Origin of the sequence: Halopseudomonas xiamenensis (genome assembly GCF_014219065.1) — a bacterium.
Classification (GTDB): domain Bacteria; phylum Pseudomonadota; class Gammaproteobacteria; order Pseudomonadales; family Pseudomonadaceae; genus Halopseudomonas; species Halopseudomonas xiamenensis.
This window is the reverse complement of sequence record NZ_JACLGO010000032.1, coordinates 10915-31365: the sequence shown is the minus strand read 5'-3', so window position 1 is coordinate 31365 and position 20451 is coordinate 10915. Positions and strand designations below refer to the sequence as shown.

Genomic DNA, 20451 nt, shown 5'->3' with positions numbered 1-20451 from the left:
CTGCGCACCGGTGCCTGTATGGGTCAGTAGAATTTCTGTACTCGCTGCGGTGTCACGCCGAACTGGCGCCGGAAGGCAGTGGTGAAATTGGCGGTGCTGGAATAGCCGGCCTGCCATGCCGCCTCGCTGATACTGGTGCCGCCCTGCAGGGCGGCATGCGCCTGCTGCAGCTTGCGCTGGCGCTGCCAGGCGAACACCGACATGCCCTGGGCCGCCTGGAACTGGCGTTGCAGGGTGCTGGCACTGGCGCCGACAGCCGCGGCGATCTGCTCCAGTGACCAGCCATCGGCCTCGCCACTGTGCAGCAATTCCAGGGTGCGCTGCACCAGGCGCTGCTGGTGCGGCCGCTGGCGCAGCGGTCGGGCCGGTTCGCCGGCCAGTTGCTCGATCACCCCGTGCACCAACCCCAATACCCGCACCTCCTGCTGCAGATGGCTCAACAGATCGCTGCCGGCATCCTGCTGCATCACCCCTTCGGCCAGCGCCAGCAACGGCGCGGTCGGTGTCCAGCGGTGCAAGGCCAGATGCTGGCTGGGCTCGATCAGCCGGCGGATGCCGGCATGCGCATCGAAGCCGCCACTCTCGAACCATTCCGGCGTCAGGCAGATCGACAGCTTGCGGATATGCTGGCCAGCGTGCGCCTGGCGGGTGAAGGTCGCCGGCTCGGTCAGGGCGATGGCCAGTCCCTCGGGGCGCCCCGGCCTCGGCGCGACCTGTAGCCGCCTATCGTCGTACTGCGCCTGGCCATCGCCATGCATGAACAGCACCAGGCTCAGGCGCGGGCTGACCTCGACCTGGGTCGAGAAGTCATGCAGTTCGATGCAGTCGGAACAGTGCAGCGACAACCCCGAGCGCAGTTGCTGCCAGCTCAGGCGCCCCTGGAACAGAGGACGCTGGTCGGGCCCCTGTTCGGCCAGCCGCACCGGGCTGCCCAGTCGCCGGGCCAACTCCCCCACCCTGACCAACTCCTGCTCATTGCCCATCTCACTGCCCCCTGCTTTTGCTGTCGGCGCAAAGGAAATTGATGCTGGCGCAAAACGATTTTGCCCAGCGTTGTGCCAGACTACGCGCCGGCATCAATAGATGCAAATCATTCGCATTATCGGGCGATACGCCCACACCGTTCAAGGGACGATATACATGCCACTCTCCGCCACCCGCCATACGTTGTGCTACAGCCGACTTTCACTTGCCATCCTGCTCGCCCTGGGCGCACAGCACGCGCTGGCCGCCGATGATGTCATCGAACTGGAGAGCATTCAGGTACTGGGTACGGCCCAGGAGGAGCTGCTGCAGGCACCGGGGGTTTCGGTGATCACCGCCGAACAGATCAGCAAGACCCCACCGGTCAATGACATCGCCGAGCTGATCCGCAAGCAGCCGGGGGTCAACCTGACCGGCAACAGCGGCTCCGGGGCACGCGGCAACAACCGGCAGATCGATATCCGCGGCATGGGCCCGGAAAACACCCTGATCCTGATCGACGGCAAGCCGGTCTCCTCGCGCAATGCGGTGCGCTACGGCTGGCGTGGCGACCGCGACACCCGCGGCGACACCAACTGGGTGCCGGCCGAGCAGATCGAGCGTATCGAGGTGCTGCGCGGCCCGGCAGCGGCACGCTACGGCAATGGTGCCGCCGGCGGGGTGGTCAACATCATCACCAAGGGCCCGGGGCTCGAGCACCATGGCGACATGACGCTGTACATGAGCATGCCGCAGCATGATGAGGAAGGCGCCAGCCGGCGCTTCAACTTCGGCCTCAACGGTCCGCTGAGCGAGAGCCTGGCCTACCGGGTGTACGGCAATATCAGCAAGTCGGACATGGACGACGCCGACATCAACGCCGGCCACAGCCTGCCCGGGCAGAGCACCGCCGGGCGCGAGGGGGTACGCAACCGGGATATCAATGCGGCGCTCAGTTGGTACCTGACCGACGAGCAGAAGCTGGAATTCGAGGCCGGCTACGGCCGGCAGGGCAACATCTACGCCGGCGACAGCATGAACAACGTCGAGTCCCCGGCGCTGGAAGCCCTGCGCAACCCCTGGCTGGGCCGCGAGACCAACATCATGTACCGCCAGAGCTATGCCATCACCCACCGTGGCGAGTGGAGCTTCGGCGACACCCTGAATTACCTGCAGTATGAACACACCGACAACCGCCGGCTGCAGGAGGGCCTGGCTGGCGGCCCGGAGGGCAGCATCCTCAACAGCAACTTCGGCACCATCGAGCTGGAGACGCTGACCGCCCACAGCGAAGTGCACCTGCCGCTGGCGACCCGCATCGAGCAGATGTTGACGCTGGGCGCGGAATGGGTCGGCCAGCGCATGGACGATCCCTTCTCCAACACCCAGACCACCACCGAAGCCGGCGAGATCCCCGGCTTGAGCGATACCGGTCGCGACACCAAGAGCTCGGCGCGCATCGCCTCGGTGTTCATCGAGAGCAACATGCAGTTGCGCCCGGGCACCATACTGACCCCCGGCCTGCGCTTCGATCATCACAGCCGCACCGGCAGCAACTGGAGCCCGGCGCTGAACCTGTCCCAGGCGCTGGGTGAGGACTTCACGCTCAAGGCCGGTATCGCTCGCGCCTACAAGGCACCGAACCTGTACCAGACCAACCCGGACTACCTGCTGTACAGCCGCGGCCAGGGTTGCTGGGGCGGTGGCGGCGCCTGCTACCTGCGCGGCAACGAGAACCTGGACGCCGAGACCAGCATCAACAAGGAAATCGGCATCGAATTCCGCCGCGACCAGTGGGTCGCCGGGATCACCTGGTTCCGCAACGACTACCGCAACAAGATCGAGGCGGGCCGCGACAGCATCGGCAACGCCATCGGCGGCAGCAACCCGGCCTACGCCGATGCCGATATTTTCCAGTGGGAGAACGTACCCAGGGCGTTGGTGGAAGGTCTGGAAGGCACGCTGAACCTGCCGTTGGCCAGCAACCTGGACTGGCATACCAATTTCACCTACATGCTCAACTCGGAGAACAAGGAAACCGGCGAACCACTGTCGATCATCCCCGAATACACGGTCAACTCGACCCTCGACTGGCAGATCAACCAGCCCTGGTCGGCGCAGGCCACCGTCACCTGGTACGGCAGGCAGGAGCCGGGCAAGTATGGCTACCAGGGCAATGTGCTGAGCGGTGACGCGCGCCGCTCGATCTCGCCCTACAGCCTGGTCGGCCTGAGCAGCCGCTACGCCTTCACCGACAACCTCAGCGTCAGTGCCGGCGTCAGCAACCTGTTCGACAAGCGCCTGTACCGTGAAGGCAACGCCAACGTGGCCGGTGCCTACACCTACAACGAGCCGGGCCGGACCGTCTACACCAGCATCAGCAGCAGCTTCTGAGCAGAGCCTGTGCTCCATGGCCCGACCGTACCGGACTGGCCATGGAGCATGTCCGCCGCATAGGCATTACACTGTTCCGCAAACCCGTGCGGAACCTTGTCCATGCAAGTCGAACTGATTGAAATACGCGACCACCTGAGTCGCTTCGCCCCCTTTGACGAACTGCCCGAAGACACCCTGGACGATATCGCCCGGCAAACGCAGGTGCGCTACTTCAAGGCTGGCACGCCGATTCTGCAGCAGGACGAGGCCATCACCGAACTGCACTATATCCGCAGCGGCGCGGTGGAAATCTATCGGCGCAATGGCGAGCTGTTCAACCGCCTGGGCGAGGGCGACATCTTCGGCCAGGCCGGGCTGCGCCGCCACGGTCGTGTACGCTTCCCGGCCCGCGCCCTGGAAGACACCCTGATCTACTTCATTCCCGGGGAGCTGTTCAGCCAGCTGTGCGACCAGCACGACAGCCTTGCCGACTTCGTCGATACCGAGGGCTCCGGGCGGCTGCGCTCGGCGGTCGAACCCCAGGGCCGGGCCAGCGAACTGATGAAGATCCGCGTCAACAAGCTGATCAGCCGGCCGCCGGTGATGCTCGACGCCCAGTCCAGCATTCACCGTGCCGCCGCGGTAATGACCGAGCAGAGCGTATCGGCGCTGCTGATCACCGAACCGGCGCCGGACGATCCACAGCAGCAGCGCGTGGCCGGCATCATCACCGACCGCGACTTCCGCACCCGGGTGGTGTCCGAGGCATTGCCACCGGAAACGCCCTTGCACAGCATCATGACCGCCGACCCGATCACCCTGCAGGCCAGCGACTCGGTGTTCGAGGCCATCCTGTGCATGCTGCGGCACAACATCCACCACCTGCCGATCCTCAACCGGCGCCGCCCGGTAGGCCTGATCAACCTGGCCGACGTGATCAGGTACCAGTCCCAGAGCAGCCTGTATCTGGTCAATGACATCTTCAACCGGCAGTCGGTCAAGGAACTGCAGGGCCTACTGCCGGACGTGCGCGCCACCTTCCTGCGCATGGTCGAGGACGAGGCCAGCGCGCATATGATCGGCAGCGCCCTGTCCAGTATCGGCCGCAGCTTCATCCAGCGCCTGGTGGACCTGGCCGAAGAGCAGCTGGGGCCACCGCCGGTACCCTACTGTTTCATGGTGATGGGCTCCATGGCCCGGGATGAACAGCTGGTCGTGACCGACCAGGACAATGCACTGGTCATCGACGATCGCTTCGACCCGGCCGAGCATGACGATTATTTCCTGCGTCTGGCGACCTTCGTCAGCGACGGCCTGGCCGCCTGCGGCTACAGCTACTGCAAGGGCGACATCATGGCCACCAACCCACGCTGGCGCCAGCCGCTGAAGGTGTGGAAGGGCTATTTCAGCGACTGGATCGAACGGCCCAATCCGCGCACCCTGCTCAACAGCAATATCTTCTTCGACCTGGAGGCGGTCAGCGGCCAGTCCGACTTCGTCGAGCAACTGCGCGAGCTGATCGCCAGCAAGGCCAGCCAGAACCCGCGCTTCCTCGCCCTGCTGGCACGCAACTCGCTGAACCGCACGCCGCCGCTGGGCTTCTTTCGTACCTTCGTCATGGAGCAGGACGGCAAGCAGAAGAACATCATCAACATCAAGGGCCGCGGCACCGCACCGCTGACCGACCTGATCCGGGTCCACGCACTGGCCAGCGGCTCCACCGCGCAGAGTTCCTTCGACCGGCTGGAGGATATCGCCAAGACCCGGCTGATGCCGCCCGAGTCGGTCGAGCGGCTGCGCTATGCGCTGGAGTTCCTGTCGCTGGCGCGCATCCGGCATCAGGCACTGGATATCCAGGAAGGCCGCGAGCCGAACAACTATATCGAGCCAGAGAATGTCTCGGCGGCGGAACGGCATGGCCTGAAGGATGCTTTCCAGATCCTCAGCAATGCACAGAAATTCCTGCGCTACCGCTATCCCTATACCAACGGCGGCCGGCAGCCATGAACGATGTCACCCGGCAACCACGGCTCGACTGGCCGCAGTACATGCAGGCCATGGTCGAGGCCACCCAGCAACCGCTGCTGGCACGCTTCTATCAGGCCGACTGGCCGGGCCCGGACACACCGCTGAGGGACGTCGAGTTCGTCGCCCTGGATATCGAGACCACCGGCCTGGATGCACGGCACCATGCCATCGTCAGCATCGGCCTGATCCCCTTCACCCTGGCGCGCATCCGCAGCGACCAGGCCTGGCAACAGCTGGTGCGACCACAGAGCGACCTGCTCGCCGAGTCGGTGGTCTTCCATCACATCACCCACTCGGACATCCGCCGGGCGCCACGCTTCGCCGAGATCCTGGAAGACTTGCTGGAGCGCCTGTCAGGCAGGATCGCGGTGGTGCACTATCGCAATATCGAGCGTGCCTTCATCGACCAGGCGGTGCAGCAGGTCCTGGGTGAGGGCCTGATGTTCCCGATGATCGATACCATGCAGATCGAGGCCCAGCTGTATCCTCGGCGCCAGCCGGGCTGGCTGAAGCGCCTGCTGGGCAAGCAACCGATCTCGATTCGCCTGGCCGACAGCCGCACCCGCTACGGCCTGCCGCTGTACCAGGCACACCATGCCTTGACCGACGCCCTGGGTACCGCGGAACTGCTGCAGGCGCAGGTGGCGACGCACTTCTCGGCGGAGTGCCGGTTGGGGGACGTTTGTTGTTGAGGGAGGGCTGGCCCCCTCTCCCCAACCCCTCTCCCGCGAGGGGAGAGGGGCTTGCCTGTGCCTGCTGCACCTTATCAGTACTTCTGAAATTTTGGCGCTGCAGGGAAATGCAAATCCTGCAGCAAAGCACCTTCTAGCCCCTCTCCCCTCGCGGGGCGAAAGCGGATAAAGCGAAGCACTGCTTCGCCCGCTTGAGCGCCCTGAGCTCTGCGAAGGGCCGGGGCGCGGAGCGGGGGCTGGGGAGAGGGGGAGAAAACCTACCGCGGCTCGCTCATCAGACCCTTGACGATGGCGATGCAACCAACCAGCAGCACCACAGTGAACGGCAGCCCGGTGGACACCGCCATGGCCTGCAGCGCCACCAGCCCGCCACCGAGCAGCAAGGCGATGGCCAGCACGCCCTCGATCACCGCCCAGAACACCCGCTGGCCGACCGGCGCGTTGACCTTGCCGCCAGCCGTCACGGTATCGATCACCAACGAACCGGAGTCAGAGGAAGTGATGAAGAACATGACCACCAGCACGATGCCGACGAACGAGGCAATGCCCGACAGCGGCAGTTGGCTGAGCATGGTGAACAGCTGCAGCTCCAGTGCCGCCTCCTGCACCCCGGTGAAGTTGTCCACCAGCACCTGCTGGATGGCACCACCGCCGAACGACGTCATCCACAGCACCGAGACCAGCGAGGGCACCAGCAGGACCGCAATCAGGAACTCCCGCACCGTGCGTCCACGGCTGACCCGGGCAATGAACATACCGACGAAGGGCGACCAGCTGATCCACCAGGCCCAGTAGAAGGCGGTCCAACCCTGCACGAAGTTGGTGTCCTCACGCCCGACGGGATTGGCGAGCGCTGGCAGGTAGGCAATATAGGCACTCAGGTTGCTGAACAGGCCCTTGAAGATTTCCAGAGTCGGCCCGACGACGATAACGAACAACAGCAGCGCCAGCGCCAGCAGCAGGTTGATCTTGGACAGTTGCTGCACCCCCTTGTCCACGCCCGATACCACCGACCATAACGCCACCGCAGTGATAGCGATGATCAGCAGCACCATGGTCAGGTTGCCAGTGGGTATGCCGAACAGATGCTCCAGGCCCGCTCCCGCCTGCTGGGCACCGATCCCCAGGGAGGTAACCAGGCCGAACATGATGGCGAACACCGCGAGAATGTCGACCACATGCCCCGGCCAGCCCCAGACCCGCTCCCCCAGCAGTGGATAGAAGATCGAGCGTACACTCAGGGGCAGTCCTTTGTTGAAGGAGAAGATCGCCAGCGACAACGCGACTATGGCGTAGATTGCCCAGGGGTGCAGACCCCAGTGGAAGATGGTCGCCGCCATGCCCAGGCGCACCGCCTCCTCGGCATTGCCGGCAGCTCCGCCCAGCGGCGCCCAGTCGGTGCGCTCTCCGTTGGCACCCAGGGTGATGCCGTCATAGGCCGCGGTGAAATGCGACATGGGCTCGGCAACGCCATAGAACATCAGGCCGATGCCCATGCCCGCAGCAAACAGCATCGAGAACCAGCCGAAATAGGTGTAGTCCGGGGTCGCCTCCTTGCCACCGATGCGCACCTTGCCCAGCGGTGAGACGATCAAGGCCAGGCACAGCAACACGAAGATGTTGGCGGCGCCCAGGAAGAACCAGTCCATCTTGCCGGTCACCCAGCCGCGCAGACTGCCAAATACCGCCTCCGCCTGATCCTGCAATGCCAGGGTCAATAGCACGAACAGCAGGATGGTGCCCGCCGAGATGAGGAAAACCTTGCTATGGATATCCAGATTGATGGTCAGCTGACCGGAAAAGTTGTCCTGCCCTATCACATAATCGGTGTCGATCAGGTTGGTTTCGCCGGACGGCGCGGGGATGCCATCGTCATTGATGATGGTCGCTTTTGCCTCGGTTTCATTCGTGGGCTGGGTTCCCATGGAACTACTCCTTGCATGTCATTATGTCAGCAGCACACCGCCTTAACCTTAGCCGTTTGGCTGGAAAATGGCCGCAAAAGCACTACAGCATAACGCAACGGCCGGCTCGGGAAAAATCCGCGGCCATTGATGGGCCCGTTATCCACCGCAACAACATGAGCCATTTCGATCTTCATCAAGAATAAATTGAGTTTGTCTCATGTACCGAGACTGCCGAGAATTCTCTCCGGATTATTCAATGGAGAGATTGCAATGACTCTGGCCCACAACCTCGGCTTCCCCCGCATCGGACGGGATCGCGAGCTGAAGAAAGCCCAGGAAGCGTTCTGGAAAGGCGATCTGGATGAAGACGGCCTGCGCGCCATCGGCAAGCAGCTGCGTGCCAGCCATTGGCAGGTTCAGAAAGAGGCGGGTATCGACCTGCTGCCGGTCGGGGATTTCGCCTGGTACGACCAGGTGCTGACCCACTCCCTGACCTTCGGCGTCATTCCCGAGCGTTTCCGCAAGGACAACGCCAAACCCACGCTGCAGACGCTGTTCGCCATGGCCCGCGGGGCCGTAGGCCACGACAGTTGCTGTGGCGGCGCGCATGCCCAGGAGATGACCAAGTGGTTCGACACCAACTACCACTACCTGGTCCCCGAGTTCACCGCCGACCAGCGATTCGAACTGAGCTGGAATCAGCTGTTCGAGGAAGTGGACGAAGCTCTCGCCCTCGGCCATCGGGTCAAGCCGGTGGTCATCGGCCCGCTGACCTACCTGTGGCTGGGCAAGATCAAGGGTGCCGACTCTGAAGACAAGAGCTTCGACAAGCTCGACCTGCTCGAGCACCTGCTGCCGCTGTACGGTGAGATCTTCCAGCGCCTGGCCGCGCAGGGTGTGGAATGGGTGCAGATCGACGAGCCGATCCTGGTACTGGACCTGCCGCAGGAATGGAAGAACGCCTTCGAGCGTGCCTACAACCTGCTGCAGAAGGAGCCACTGAAAAAGCTCATCGCCACCTACTTCGGCGGCCTGGAAGACAGCCTCGGGCTGGCGGCCGGTCTGCCGGTCGACGGCCTGCATATCGACCTGGTACGCGCACCGGAGCAATACCCGACCATCCTCGACCGCCTGCCTTCCTACAAGGTGCTGTCGCTGGGCCTGGTCAACGGCCGCAACGTCTGGCGCTGTGACCTGGAAAAGGCCCTGGAGGTGGTCCGCCATGCCCACGAGCACCTGGGCGATCGCCTGTGGCTGGCACCGTCCTGCTCGCTGCTGCACAGCCCGGTGGATCTGGATCGGGAAGACCAGCTGGACGCCGAACTCAAGAGCTGGCTGGCGTTCGCCGTACAGAAGTGCGCCGAAGTCGCGACCCTGGCCCGCGCCGTCAACCAGCCGGACAGCACCGAGGTGGCTGCCGCCCTGGCCGAAAGCCGCGCCGTGCAGGCCAGCCGCGACGCCTCCACGCGTATCCACAAGCCGCAGGTACAGGCCCGCCTGGCGGCCATCCGCCCGGCGGATAGCCAGCGCCATGCGCCCTTCGCCGAGCGCATCGCCAGGCAACGTGCCGGCCTGAACCTGCCGGCGTTCCCGACCACCACCATCGGCTCCTTCCCGCAGACCCCGGCGATCCGCTTGGCCCGCCAGTCGTTCAGGCAGGGCAAGCTCAGCCAGGCCGAATACACCGAGGCCATGCACAGTGAAATCCGCCATGCGGTCAGGCTGCAGGAGCAACTGGGGCTGGATGTGCTGGTACATGGCGAGGCCGAGCGCAACGACATGGTCGAGTACTTCGCCGAGCAGCTCGATGGTTATGCCTTCACCCGCTTCGGCTGGGTGCAGAGCTACGGCTCACGCTGCGTCAAGCCGGCGGTGATCTATGGCGACCTGAGTCGGCCCAGGGCCATGACTGTCGACTGGATCAGCTACGCCCAGGGTCTGACCAACAAGGTGATGAAGGGCATGCTGACCGGCCCGGTGACCATGCTGATGTGGTCCTTCCCGCGGGACGACATCTCCCGCGAGGAACAGGCGCGGCAGCTGGCGCTGGCGATCCGCGACGAGGTGGTGGACCTGGAAGCCGCCGGTATCAAGGTGATCCAGATCGACGAGGCCGCCTTCCGCGAGGGCCTGCCACTGCGCCGGTCCGGCTGGCAGCACTACCTGGACTGGGCCACCGAGGCCTTCCGCCTGACCGCCAGCGGTGTGCGCGATGAAACCCAGATTCACACCCACATGTGCTACAGCGAGTTCAATGATGTGATCGAATCGATCGCGGCGATGGATGCCGACGTGATCACCATCGAGACCTCACGTTCGGACATGGAATTGCTGGAAGCCTTCGAGCAGTTCGCCTATCCCAACGAGATCGGCCCGGGGGTATATGACATCCACTCGCCACGCGTGCCGAGCCAGGCGCAGATCGTCGAGCTGTTGCGCAAGGCGGCGCAGCGCATTCCCGCCGAGCGACTGTGGGTCAACCCGGACTGCGGCCTGAAAACCCGCGCCTGGCCGGAGACCGAGGCCGCGCTGGTGAACATGGTTGCCGCCGCCCGCGAACTGCGTGGCGCTTGAGGCTGGCGGGATGCTCGCCATCCCGTGGGAGCGCCGCCCCGGCGCGAAGCGGCCTGCCAGCGAGCGCTGTCTTGCCGGCCAGGCGACCCCGGCCCGGAATGATCAGGGCCGGGCGTCAGCCGACTGGATGATGCCCAGCACATCGGGTGCGCTCAGCCGGTAGCTTTTCATCAGTGCCTTGAGTTCATCACTGAACTCCCGCGCCTCGCGCAGGCGTTCAGTCTTCTTTCTGGATTCAAGCTGTTCCAGACTCTCGGCAAGTTTGCGTTCGATTTCCCGAAACGCAGCATTCTTGGTCATAGGCAACCTATCACGAAACTTAATGAATACCTGTCTTGCAGCGAACGGCCACCGGGCATCAGCCGGCGACGGCTGGGCTGAACCTGCACAGGTCAAAGCGTGTTCAATGGCGTGAGGGCCGTATACATCGGTGACAACGGGTCATGCTGTCAGACCACCCTGGCCGGACATTGTCCCTTCGACTCCGCTTCATGCGACGAATGGAACAGTCAGCTTGCAATGATCGACCACATCAGCGCCGGTGCTCGGGAAAGCGGCATGCGGTCGAACGATATTCAGGCCGGACGGCCAGCGGAGCGAATGGATTCTAGGGGCTGTTGCCGCTTCATTGCAAGCCGCACCGGCGCCATCCGAGGGTATCAGCGATGTGAATGCCAGCGCTGATACTCAGTTATCCCCCAGATCCAGCCCACTCAGGCGCCGCACCGGCTGGGCCACCGCCGCCTCGAAAATCCCGGCTCGGGTCTCGACCAGGGTGAAGTCACGACTGGCGCGAGTGATGGCGGTATACACCAGCTCCTTGGTCAACAGCGGGCTGCGGTTTTCCGGCAACACCAGCGCCGCATGAGCGAACTCCGAGCCCTGGGACTTGTGCACGGTCATGGCGAACACGGTCTCCACCCCGGACAACCGGCTGGGCAACACGAAGCGCAGGCCGCCGGAGCCATCGTTGCGCGGGAAGGCCACCCGCAACACCCGGGCCTCGGCCTCGCCAGGCTGCAATGCCGGCTCCCTGACCATCAGGGCGATGCCGATATCGCCGTTCATCAGCCCCAGGGCATAGTCGTTGCGGGTCACCAGCACCGGCCGGCCCTCGTACCAGCCGCGCGGCTCCGGCAGCAGGCCGCGACGGTGCAGCAGCGCGGCGATATGCTGGTTCAGGCCCTCCACGCCCCAAGGCCCCTGGCGCACCGCGCACAACACCTGGAAGCTATCGAAGGCCTGCAGTACCTGCCGTGCCCATTGCTCCCAGGCCGGGTCGCGGGCGGCCAGCTGCGCGGGCGGTCGCTGCTCGGCCAGTATCCGCAGGTAGTCGGCGTAACCGGGCAGGCGCTCGCTGCCCAGCATCAGCTGCGCCAGCAACGGATCAGCCTGGCCGCGCACCCCGTGGCTGCGGATATCGGTGAACCGGGTCTCGGCCAGTACCTGTCTGGCGGCTGTGGACTCGGCACGGTTGACCGCCCGGGCCAGCTCGCCAATGCCGCTGGCCGCACCAAAGCGATGCGAGTGACGCAGCATCACCGTCTGCTGCGCCAGCGGATGGCGGCGCTCATCGCCGGCCTGCAGGCCAGCCCCGGCCAACGACTGGCCGCTGACCTGCTCCAGCCACTGGCGGGTGGCGTCGCTGTAGCGGCCGGCCTCGGCATCCCGGCACAGGTCACCGAGCACCGCGCCGGCCTCCACCGAGGCCAGTTGGTCCTTGTCGCCGAGCAGTATCAGTCGCGCCTGGGGCGGCAGCGCCGCCAGCAGGCAGGCCATCATCTCCAGGTCGATCATCGATGCCTCGTCCACCACCAGCACATCCAGCGCCAGCGGGTTACCGGCATGATGGCGGAAATGCCGGCTGTCCGGACGGCTGCCGAGCAGGCGGTGCAGGGTGGTGACCTCACGGGGGATCTGTTCGCGCACGGCCTCCGCGACCCGCAGGCTGCCGACCTGGCGGCCGATCGACTCGGTCAACCGCGCCGCGGCCTTGCCGGTGGGCGCGGCAAGGTGAATACGCAGCGGCTGCCCGGCGTGCACTGCCGGCGCCTGCAGCAGGGCCAACAGGCGCACCACCGTGGTGGTCTTGCCGGTACCGGGGCCACCGGTGATGATGCTGAAGGCGCCGCGCGCCGCCAGGGCGCAGGCCAGTTTCTGCCAGTCCGGCTGCTGGCGACTGTCGGCGAACAACTGGTCCAGTTGCCCGGGCAGGTCCGCCGGCAGCGCCAGTGCGGTCCGCAGGCGCTGTTGCAGGGCCGCGGCCACCTGCCGCTCGTAGTTCCAGTAGCGGCGCAAATACAGCCGCCGGCCATGCAGTACCAGCGGCCGCTCATCCGGCGCCACATCCTCACCGCCGACCAGCTCGACCAGCGGGCTGGCGGCCAGCAGCTGACACCAGTGCTCGACCGTCACCGCCCGCAGCAGCTCCGACGGCAGGCGCACATCCTCGCCGGCCTGCTGCCCTTCCGGCGGCAGTGACAGGCTCAGGTCGGCAGCGCCCAGGGTCTCGGCCAGGTCCAGGCACACATGACCATGGCCCAACTGATGGCTGGCCAGCGCCGCCGCCAGCAGCACCAGCGGCTCGGCGGTCGGCTGCATGTCCTGCAGGAACAGCGCCAGCGACCGGTCCAGGGCGCGCAGCCAGCCAACCTCGACCCACTGCGCCAGCTGGTGCAACACATCGGCAGTGGCCGGCACTGCCGATGGTGAAGGCGGCAGCTCGCCCAGCAGATCCAGTTGGCCATACTGCTCGGGATCGCCTCGGGTCATGGCACACTCTCCTCCAGCGGCTGACCGGCAAACAGCCGGTCCAGACTCTCGATCAACTGTCGCGGCGGACGCTCATCCCAGATGCCGGCGCTCGGCGCTTCGACCCCACGCACGAACCAGTACAGCGCACCGCCGATATGCCGGTCGTAATCATAATCCACCAGCCGCGCACGCAACTGGCGGTGCAGCGCCAGCAGGTAGAACACGTACTGCAGGTCATAACGGTGCTCCAGCACCGCCGCGCCCATGGCCTCTGGGGTATAGGCGCTGGCGTCAGCGCCCAGCCAGTTGGACTTGTAGTCGACCACGAAATAGCGCCCCTGATGCTCGAATACCAGGTCGATAAAGCCCTTGAACAGGCCGTTCAGGCGGTCACGCAATAGCGGCGCCCGTGGTCTGGCATCCAGGGTATGGGCGCAGACCAGGTGGTCGATGCGCTGCACATCGGCCCGCGCCGCGCTGAACAGGAACTCCATTTCCACCTGATACTGCTGCGGCGCCAGCCCGGCCAGGCTCAGCTCGCTGCCGGGCACCAGGCCCGGGCGCTGCAGCAACTGGCTCAGCCACTGGGCCAGGCAGTCGCTCCACTGACCCCAGCCACGGCGCTGGCAGCGGGGATACAGCCGCTCCCGGCACATGGCAGGGTCGCTCATCCGGGCAAAGCCTTCGCGCCCGGCCAGCTCCAGCAGCCCATGCAGGAAGGTGCCCGGCTGCGGACCGCGGGGGAAGCGATGGATACTGGGCGTCTCGCCGGCCCTGAGCGGCAGGAAGCGGTGGCTGCGCTCATCATCGTTGAGCTGCCCGGACAGCGGCGAGTCCGGCGTGTCGCTGCCCACCGCCAGGGCGCTGTAGGAGCCGATCCACCAGGACTCGAAGGGTGCATGGGTCGGGCGGCGCTCGCGCAACTGTCCAGCGCTGTCGAGTACCGGCTGGTATTGCTGCTCGCCGACCTCGGGCGCCGGCGCTACGGCGACCACGGCGTCATCCTGCTGCCGCCAGCGGTCGAGCCAGCCCGCCAGGCTGGCCGGCTCGGGCAACGGCTCGCCACCGGCCAGCAACCAGGCGATGGCGCTGTGGTGCAGCACCGACTGGCGCCCCTGTCCGCTCTTGAGGTCCGCCAGCCCCAGCCAGCAGGCATGCCGGGCGCGGGTCAGGGCCACGTACAACAGCCGCAGGTCCTCGCCCAGGCGCTCGCGGCCGGCCTGTTGCAACTGTTCTTCAGTGGGTTCCAGCACCCACTGGGCCCGCCGGCCATCGTGGATGCGCACCGGCTCGCCGGCCTTCACCGCCCGGCTGTGGGCAATGAACGGCAGGAACACCAGGGGATACTCCAGGCCCTTGGACTTGTGGATGGTCACCACCTTGACCAGATCGGCATCGCTCTCCAGGCGCAGTATCTGCTCGTCGCCGCCGCTGCCCTCCTGTGCCCGGCGGATAAGCTCGGCCAGGTGGCGGATCAGCGCCTGCTCGCCATCCAGTTCGCGGGCCGCCTGTTGCAGCAGCTCGGCCAGGTGCAGCAGGTTGGTCAGCCGGCGCTCGCCGTCCCCCTGCTCGACCAGCCGCGCCGGCAGGCGGAAGTCGTGCAGCAGGCGCTGCAGCATCGGCAGTACCCCCTGCCGTAGCCAGCGCTGGCGGTAATCACGGAACTGGTCGACCCAGCGCTCCCACAGGCGCTCATCCTGGTTCAGCTGTTCCAGTTCGGCCCAGCTCAAGCCCAGCGTCGGGCTGGCCAGCGCCGCCCGCAGCAGGCGGTCATTGCCGGGGTCGGCACAGGCCCGCAGCCAGCGCAGCACATCTTCGGCCTCCAGGGTGGCGAGCACCGAATCCTTGTCCGACAGATAGACGCTGCGCACGCCCCGCGCCGCCAGCGCCTGGCGGATCGCCTGGGCCTCGCGGCCGGTGCGCACCAGTACCGCCATGTCAGCCGGACGCACCGGCTGCAGGCCGCGCTGCGGATCGTCGAAGCCCGCCGCCCCATGCTGGCCTGCCTGTAACAGCTCGACCATGGCACTGGCGCAGCGTTCGGCCATCTGGCTGCGGTAATGCTCGCCACTCAACGGCTGTTCGCTGTCCAGCCGCCAGGCGGTCAGTGCCGGGGCTGGCTGGCCCTGCCGCGTCCACACCTCGGCGCGCCCCTTGGCCTCGACCGGCAGGAATGGCAACGGGTTGGCCTCGCCCTGGCGGAACAGAAAGGCGCCGGCCGGCCAGCTCTGCTCGGCCAGGCTGAACACCCGGTTGACCGCCGCGACCATGGCCTGGCTGGAGCGGAAGTTGGTATCCAGGTTCTCGTGCCGTCCGGCGGTGGCGGCCCGCGCACCGAGATAGGTATGGATATCGGCGCCACGGAAGGCGTAGATCGCCTGCTTGGGATCACCGATCAGCAGCAGCGCAGTGTCCGGGTCGTTCTGTTCGACCCGGTAGATACGATCGAAGATGCGGTACTGCAGCGGATCGGTATCCTGGAACTCATCGATCAACGCCACCGGGAACTGGCGGCGGATGACCTCGGCCAGGCGCTCGCCGTTCGGCCCCTGCAGCGCCGCATCCAGCCGGCTGAGCATGTCATCGAAGCCCATCTGCGCCCTGCGCTGCTTTTCCGCCTCGAAGCGCTGGCTGATCCAGCCGGCGGCGTGCAGCAGCGCCGGTTGCGCCGGATCGGGCAACAGCTCAAGCCGCTGCTGCAGGGTGGCCATGTCATCCAGCGCCGCGCAGACTGCCGCGGACAGTTCCAGCTCGACGCCTTTCTTGCAGGCATCCTGCAGCCCCTCGTGGGTCAGGCGCTTGAAGTTGTCTTTCTTGAAGTTCAGCTCACCGCTGCCGGCGCACCAGGCGCGCAGCTGATCGAGCCGCGGCTGGTAGATAGTCGGCTTGAGCTTGTTGCCATTGAACTTGCCGGCCTCGCAGCACTGGTCGAAGAACCGCTGCAGCTCATCCAGCCAGGCCGGCCACGGCTGGCGGATTTGCTGCAGCAAGGCCTCGGCCTGTTGCAGGGTCTGGTCGAGCAGCGCCTGCAGGCTGGGCGGCTGCTCTGCGACCGGAGCATCCAGCCAGCGGCGCACCTGCAGGCCCAGTTGATCCGGCTGCTGCCAGTGACTGTTGACCCAGCCCAGCGCCGCACCCTGCAGGGGATAGCAGTGCTGGCGCCAGTAGTCGCGCACCACCTGCGCCAACAAGTCGCTGTGGTCGGTCTCCAGGCTCTGCTCGAACAGGCTGCCGCTGTCGAAGGCATGTTCGCGCAGCATGCGCTGGCACCAGCTGTGGATGGTGGATACCGCCGCCTGGTCCATCCACTGGGCGGCGATATCCAGCTTGCGGGCGCTGCCGGGGTGCTCGGCCGGGTCGATGGCGGCGAGCAGTCCACTGAGGATCGGATCGGGGTCGTCCAGCTCGCCGCGAAAGGCCTGCGCCGCCTGCACCAGCCGGGCACGGATACGGTCACGCAGCTCCTGGGTGGCGGCATCGGTGAAGGTCACCACCAGGATATCCGGCGGCAGCAGCTCGCGGCCAAAGCCCGTCTCGCCACCGTGACCCAGCACCAGGCGCAGATACAGCGCGGAAATGGTGAAGGTCTTGCCGGTGCCGGCGCTGGCCTCGATCAGCCGGCTGCCACGCAGTGGGCAACGCAGCGCCAGCGGTGTCTGGGTGCCACTCATGCCTCATCCTCCCCGCTGCGTGTCAGCTGCAATGTGCGCTCGGCCTGGGCCTGGACCAGCGGCTGATACAGCAACTGCGCCCAGTGCTCGAACTCACCGTCCTGCCACAGGCTGGCGAAGTCCGGGTAGCTGCGCTGCAGCGCCAGGCTCTTGTGCATTTCGCCGGTCAGGTAGGCCGAGCCTTCGTAGCAGCCCTGCGCCCTGGCCATGCGCTGCTCGTCCTTGCCGCCGAGGTAGGCGAAGGCAGTTTCCAGGGCGACCGGCAGCGGGCGCTGCAGCCCCTGCTGACGGGCCTCAAGCCAGGCCTCGGCCAGCGCCCGCGCCGGCGCGGCATCCAGTGGCCGGATCAGCACACTGGCATCCTCGCCAATCAGCTGGGTCTGCAATCCATGGCCGCTGGCGGCGGCCAGCACATGCAGGCACCAGTCCGCCAGCAGCTTGCGCCAGCGCAGCTCCTTGCCCTTGTTGTCCAGCAGCCTGCCAGTGATCAGCACCACCCGCGCCGCGCCGGCCTGGCTGGATGAACCGCGTACGGCGCCCAGCCAGCTGCGCAGCGCAAGGTCCGGGGTCGCTACTGTCAGGGCCAGGGGTTGCGCCTGCGGCTGGTCCCACAGCAGCAGCTGCTCGCGGTAACGTGCCAGTTGATCCTGCAGCGGGCTGAGCAACTGCTCGCGGACCAGCTCGCCGAAGCCGGCCAGTGGCAGCTCGCCTCGGGCACTCAGGCGCGCGGCGGCCTGCTGCAGGCGCTCATCCCAGTCCGCCTGCGGCTCGGCCACCGCCTGTTGCAGCAGCCACTGGCTGAGCTGATGCCGGTCCAGACCGTCCAGGGCAAAGGGCTCGTCATCCTCGGTGATGCTGTCCTGCTCGCGCAGATGCACCTTGAGCCGGGTGGCGAAGAAGTGCTCCACCGGGCTGCGCAAAAAGTGCTGCAGGCTGTCCGCCTCGATCGGCGCCGGTGCCGGCAATGCGTCCAGCGGCCTATCGGCCTGGCGCACGCCGCCACCTTCGTGCAATGCACGCCATTCGCCGGCGTAGCTGAACAGGGCGCTGCGCCCATCGAAATAGCGGCGACTGAACGGCTGCAGCGGGTGCTCGGTGGTCAACGCGGCGAGCAGGTCAGCGCCGCCTTCGAGCTGCCAGCCGGCGGCCAGGTGATCGCGCAACTGGCCGACCAGCACCGACGGCGGCCGTTCGCTGTTGTCGCGGATGCTACGCCCGACCCAGCTGATGCTCAGGCCATCGCGGGCCGACAGCAAGGCCTCCAGCAGCAGGTAACGGTCATCCTCGCGGCGCGAACGGTCGCCGGGGCGGTAGTCATTGCCCATCAGGTCGAAATCCAGCGGCGGCTGGGCCCGGGGGTAGTCACCATCGTTCATGCCCAGCAGGCAGATATGGCGGAACGGGATAGCGCGCATCGGCATCAATGTGCAGATGTTCACCGCACCGGCGAGAAACCGCTGGCTGAGACTGGACTGGCCGACACTGGCCAGCCAGGCTTCGGCGACCACGGTCAGCGGCAGTGGCTCCACCAGCCCCACCGAGTCGCACAGCTCCAGCCAGTGTTCCAGACCTTCCTGCAGTTGCGCCAGCAGCAGTTGGTCGCGCTCGCCCTCGGCCAGGAAGAAGTCCTCCAGCAACTGGCGCAGGCGCTCGCCCCACTGCACCGGCGGCGCCGGTTGGCCCAGCACCCGCTCATGCTCGCCCAGGCGCTCGAGCAACTGGCTCAGGGGGCCGATCAGCGCCGCATCCAGCCCGCCGATCTCGTCATAGGGCTCGATTCCCTGCCAGGCCGGGGCCGCGCCGCAGGCATAGCCGAGCAGCATGCGCCGCATGCCGAAGCGCCAGCTGTTGTTGTCCAGCCCCGCGGGCAGCCCCTGGGCCTCGCGCCGCTGCTGGTCCAGCCCCCAACGGATACCGGCGCCCTCGATCCAGCGCTGCAGGGTCGGCAGGTCGGCCTCGCCCAGGCCGAAGCGCCCGCGCAGCGCGGGCACGTCCAGCAGGTCGAGCACCTCGCTGACCGGCAGGCGGCTATCGGGCAGGCGCAGCAGGTGCTCCAGGGCGATCAGCAGCGGCTCCTGGCCACGCTGGCCCTGGTCGGCCAGGGTAAAGGGTATGTGCCGGGGATCGTCGGTCGGGTACTGGCCGAACACCGCCTGCACATGGGCGGCATAATTGTTCACGTCCGGCACCATGACGATGATGTCCCGGGGCTTCAGGCTCGGGTCGCGGTCGAAGGCCGCCAGCAGTTGGTCATGCAGGATCTCCACCTCGCGCTGGGCGCTGTGCGCCACCTGGAAACGCAGCGAGGCATCCTCCGCGGGCCGGACCGGCGGCCACTGGTCGCGGCTTTCCGCCAGCGGCCGCAGTTCGAGAATGTCCTGCTGCAGCTGCTGCAACAGGGTCTGGCCGGCCGGCGCCTCGAACAGGTCGACCCGCCCGCCATTAATCGCGGCGAAGCGCGACTCATAGCTGCCACGCTCATCATGCTGGTCGAGCAGGTTGATGTAGTCCCGGCCCTGCTTGCCCCAGGCCGCCAGCAGCGGATGGGCGTGCTGGTGCAGCAGCGCGTCATCCAGCTGCAGCGGCACGCCGGGGCGACGCTGCTGGCGCCGGTACTGATGACGCAGCAGGTCCTGGTCGGCGACGATATCTCCCCAGTGGTACTGGCAGGGGTTGAGCACCGCCAGCAATACCTGGCTGAAGCGGCCGATCACCGCCAGTGCCTCCAGGGTCTGCGCCGGCAGCGAGGAAATACCGAACACCACCACCCGGCGCGGCAGCCCGGCCGGCCGCTGCCCAGCAACCAGCAGATGCTCGACGAAGCGTGGGTGGATACCGGCCCGGCTGTCGCTCAGCCGTTCGGCGCCGACATCGGCCAGCACCGCCCGCCACAGCGCCGGCTGCCAGCACTCCTGCGGCTCCAGCTGCCGATGGCCCTGGCGTGCCAGAGCGATGCGGTCGTGCCCGGCGGCCCAGTCATTCAACCAGTCGGCGCGATACACCTGGTATTGGTCGAACAGATCAGCCAGGCGCTCGGCCAGCTGGTAGCGCTTGCGGCAGTCGTGGTCATCGGCGAGGAAGCGCTGTAGCGGCTCGAACCCCGGCTGCGCGAGCAGCGCCGGCAACAGGCGCATCAGCCGCCAGGTCAGCGGCTGCTTGTCCAGCGGCGAGGTTTCCGGCACCGCCGCACGCCCCAGCACGCTGCGGTAGGCATCCCACAGAAAGCGCGCCGGCAACTGCACCTCCAGCGCGGCGGCGATGCCACAGCCGCCCTGCTCCGGGTCCGCCGCCAGGGCCATGCGCAGCCACTGGGCGATGCCGTTGCTCTGCACCAGCATCACCTCGTTCTCCAGCGGCGCCAGCGGATGTGCACGCAGCCAGTCGACCACCAGTTGGCGCAGGTTCTCCAGGCGGTTGCCGTGGATGATCATCAGACCGGGGGCGAGATCCTGGGCAGCCTGCATGGCACCTCCGTTAGTTCCGTGG

General features: G+C 66.5%; 10 protein-coding genes. 4 read left to right on the top strand and 6 right to left on the bottom strand.

Features of this window, described 5'->3' with window-relative positions; translation table 11 throughout:
• Positions 1–23: 23 nt before the first annotated feature.
• Positions 24–983 (bottom strand): helix-turn-helix transcriptional regulator, encoded by a 960-nt coding sequence (locus H6X51_RS17220; RefSeq protein WP_185268704.1) that lies wholly within the window; start codon positions 981–983, stop codon positions 24–26.
• Positions 984–1140: 157 nt separating this feature from the next.
• On the opposite strand from H6X51_RS17220, the gene H6X51_RS17215 reads away from it, so the two are divergent.
• From H6X51_RS17215 to H6X51_RS17205, 3 genes are all read left to right on the top strand, one after another.
• On the top strand, positions 1141–3357 hold the full coding sequence (locus H6X51_RS17215; RefSeq protein WP_185268703.1) for a TonB-dependent siderophore receptor: 2217 nt from the start codon (positions 1141–1143) through the stop codon (positions 3355–3357).
• Positions 3358–3459: 102 nt separating this feature from the next.
• Positions 3460–5346, top strand: coding sequence for a DUF294 nucleotidyltransferase-like domain-containing protein (locus H6X51_RS17210; RefSeq protein WP_185268702.1), 1887 nt, complete (start codon positions 3460–3462; stop codon positions 5344–5346).
• Entirely contained in the window at positions 5343–6059 is a 717-nt protein-coding gene (locus H6X51_RS17205) for a 3'-5' exonuclease (RefSeq protein ID WP_185268701.1), read from the top strand. The genes H6X51_RS17210 and H6X51_RS17205 overlap by 4 nt, the downstream gene beginning before the upstream one ends.
• A gap of 257 nt (positions 6060–6316) precedes the next feature.
• Here H6X51_RS17205 and H6X51_RS17200 read toward each other — a convergent pair whose 3' ends face one another.
• Entirely contained in the window at positions 6317–7984 is a 1668-nt protein-coding gene (locus tag H6X51_RS17200) for a BCCT family transporter (RefSeq protein WP_185268700.1), read from the bottom strand.
• Positions 7985–8236: 252 nt separating this feature from the next.
• Here H6X51_RS17200 and metE point away from each other — a divergent pair, with 252 nt between their 5' ends.
• A complete protein-coding gene (gene metE / locus H6X51_RS17195; RefSeq protein ID WP_185268699.1) occupies positions 8237–10540 on the top strand; it encodes a 5-methyltetrahydropteroyltriglutamate--homocysteine S-methyltransferase in 2304 nt (767 codons plus the stop codon).
• Positions 10541–10642: 102 nt separating this feature from the next.
• Here metE and H6X51_RS17190 read toward each other — a convergent pair whose 3' ends face one another.
• The 4 genes from H6X51_RS17190 to recC all read right to left on the bottom strand — a co-directional run bounded on the left by H6X51_RS17190 (position 10643) and on the right by recC (position 20429).
• Positions 10643–10840: a hypothetical protein gene (locus H6X51_RS17190; protein WP_185268698.1), complete on the bottom strand. Its 198-nt coding sequence runs from the start codon at positions 10838–10840 to the stop codon at positions 10643–10645.
• Between the two features lie 387 nt (positions 10841–11227).
• Positions 11228–13312 carry an exodeoxyribonuclease V subunit alpha gene (gene recD / locus H6X51_RS17185; protein WP_185268697.1) on the bottom strand — a complete coding sequence of 695 codons (2085 nt, stop codon included), beginning with the start codon at positions 13310–13312 and terminating at the stop codon, positions 11228–11230.
• Entirely contained in the window at positions 13309–16965 is a 3657-nt protein-coding gene (gene recB, locus H6X51_RS17180) for an exodeoxyribonuclease V subunit beta (protein WP_185268696.1), read from the bottom strand. Before recB ends, recD begins: the two co-directional genes overlap by 4 nt.
• Positions 16962–20429, bottom strand: a complete 3468-nt coding sequence (recC, locus tag H6X51_RS17175; RefSeq protein WP_185268695.1) for an exodeoxyribonuclease V subunit gamma — start codon at positions 20427–20429, stop codon at positions 16962–16964. Before recC ends, recB begins: the two co-directional genes overlap by 4 nt.
• Positions 20430–20451: the final 22 nt, after the last annotated feature.

Excerpts from the sequence above, each read along its gene's own strand:
- H6X51_RS17220 (WP_185268704.1), bottom strand. The coding sequence starts at position 983 with ATGGGCAATGAGCAGGAGTTGGTCAGGGTGGGGGAGTTGGCCCGGCGA.
- H6X51_RS17215 (WP_185268703.1), top strand. The coding sequence starts at position 1,141 with ATGCCACTCTCCGCCACCCGCCATACGTTGTGCTACAGCCGACTTTCA.
- H6X51_RS17210 (WP_185268702.1), top strand. The coding sequence starts at position 3,460 with ATGCAAGTCGAACTGATTGAAATACGCGACCACCTGAGTCGCTTCGCC.
- H6X51_RS17205 (WP_185268701.1), top strand. The coding sequence starts at position 5,343 with ATGAACGATGTCACCCGGCAACCACGGCTCGACTGGCCGCAGTACATG.
- H6X51_RS17200 (WP_185268700.1), bottom strand. The coding sequence starts at position 7,984 with ATGGGAACCCAGCCCACGAATGAAACCGAGGCAAAAGCGACCATCATC.
- metE (WP_185268699.1), top strand. The coding sequence starts at position 8,237 with ATGACTCTGGCCCACAACCTCGGCTTCCCCCGCATCGGACGGGATCGC.
- H6X51_RS17190 (WP_185268698.1), bottom strand. The coding sequence starts at position 10,840 with ATGACCAAGAATGCTGCGTTTCGGGAAATCGAACGCAAACTTGCCGAG.
- recD (WP_185268697.1), bottom strand. The coding sequence starts at position 13,312 with ATGACCCGAGGCGATCCCGAGCAGTATGGCCAACTGGATCTGCTGGGC.
- recB (WP_185268696.1), bottom strand. The coding sequence starts at position 16,965 with ATGAGTGGCACCCAGACACCGCTGGCGCTGCGTTGCCCACTGCGTGGC.
- recC (WP_185268695.1), bottom strand. The coding sequence starts at position 20,429 with ATGCAGGCTGCCCAGGATCTCGCCCCCGGTCTGATGATCATCCACGGC.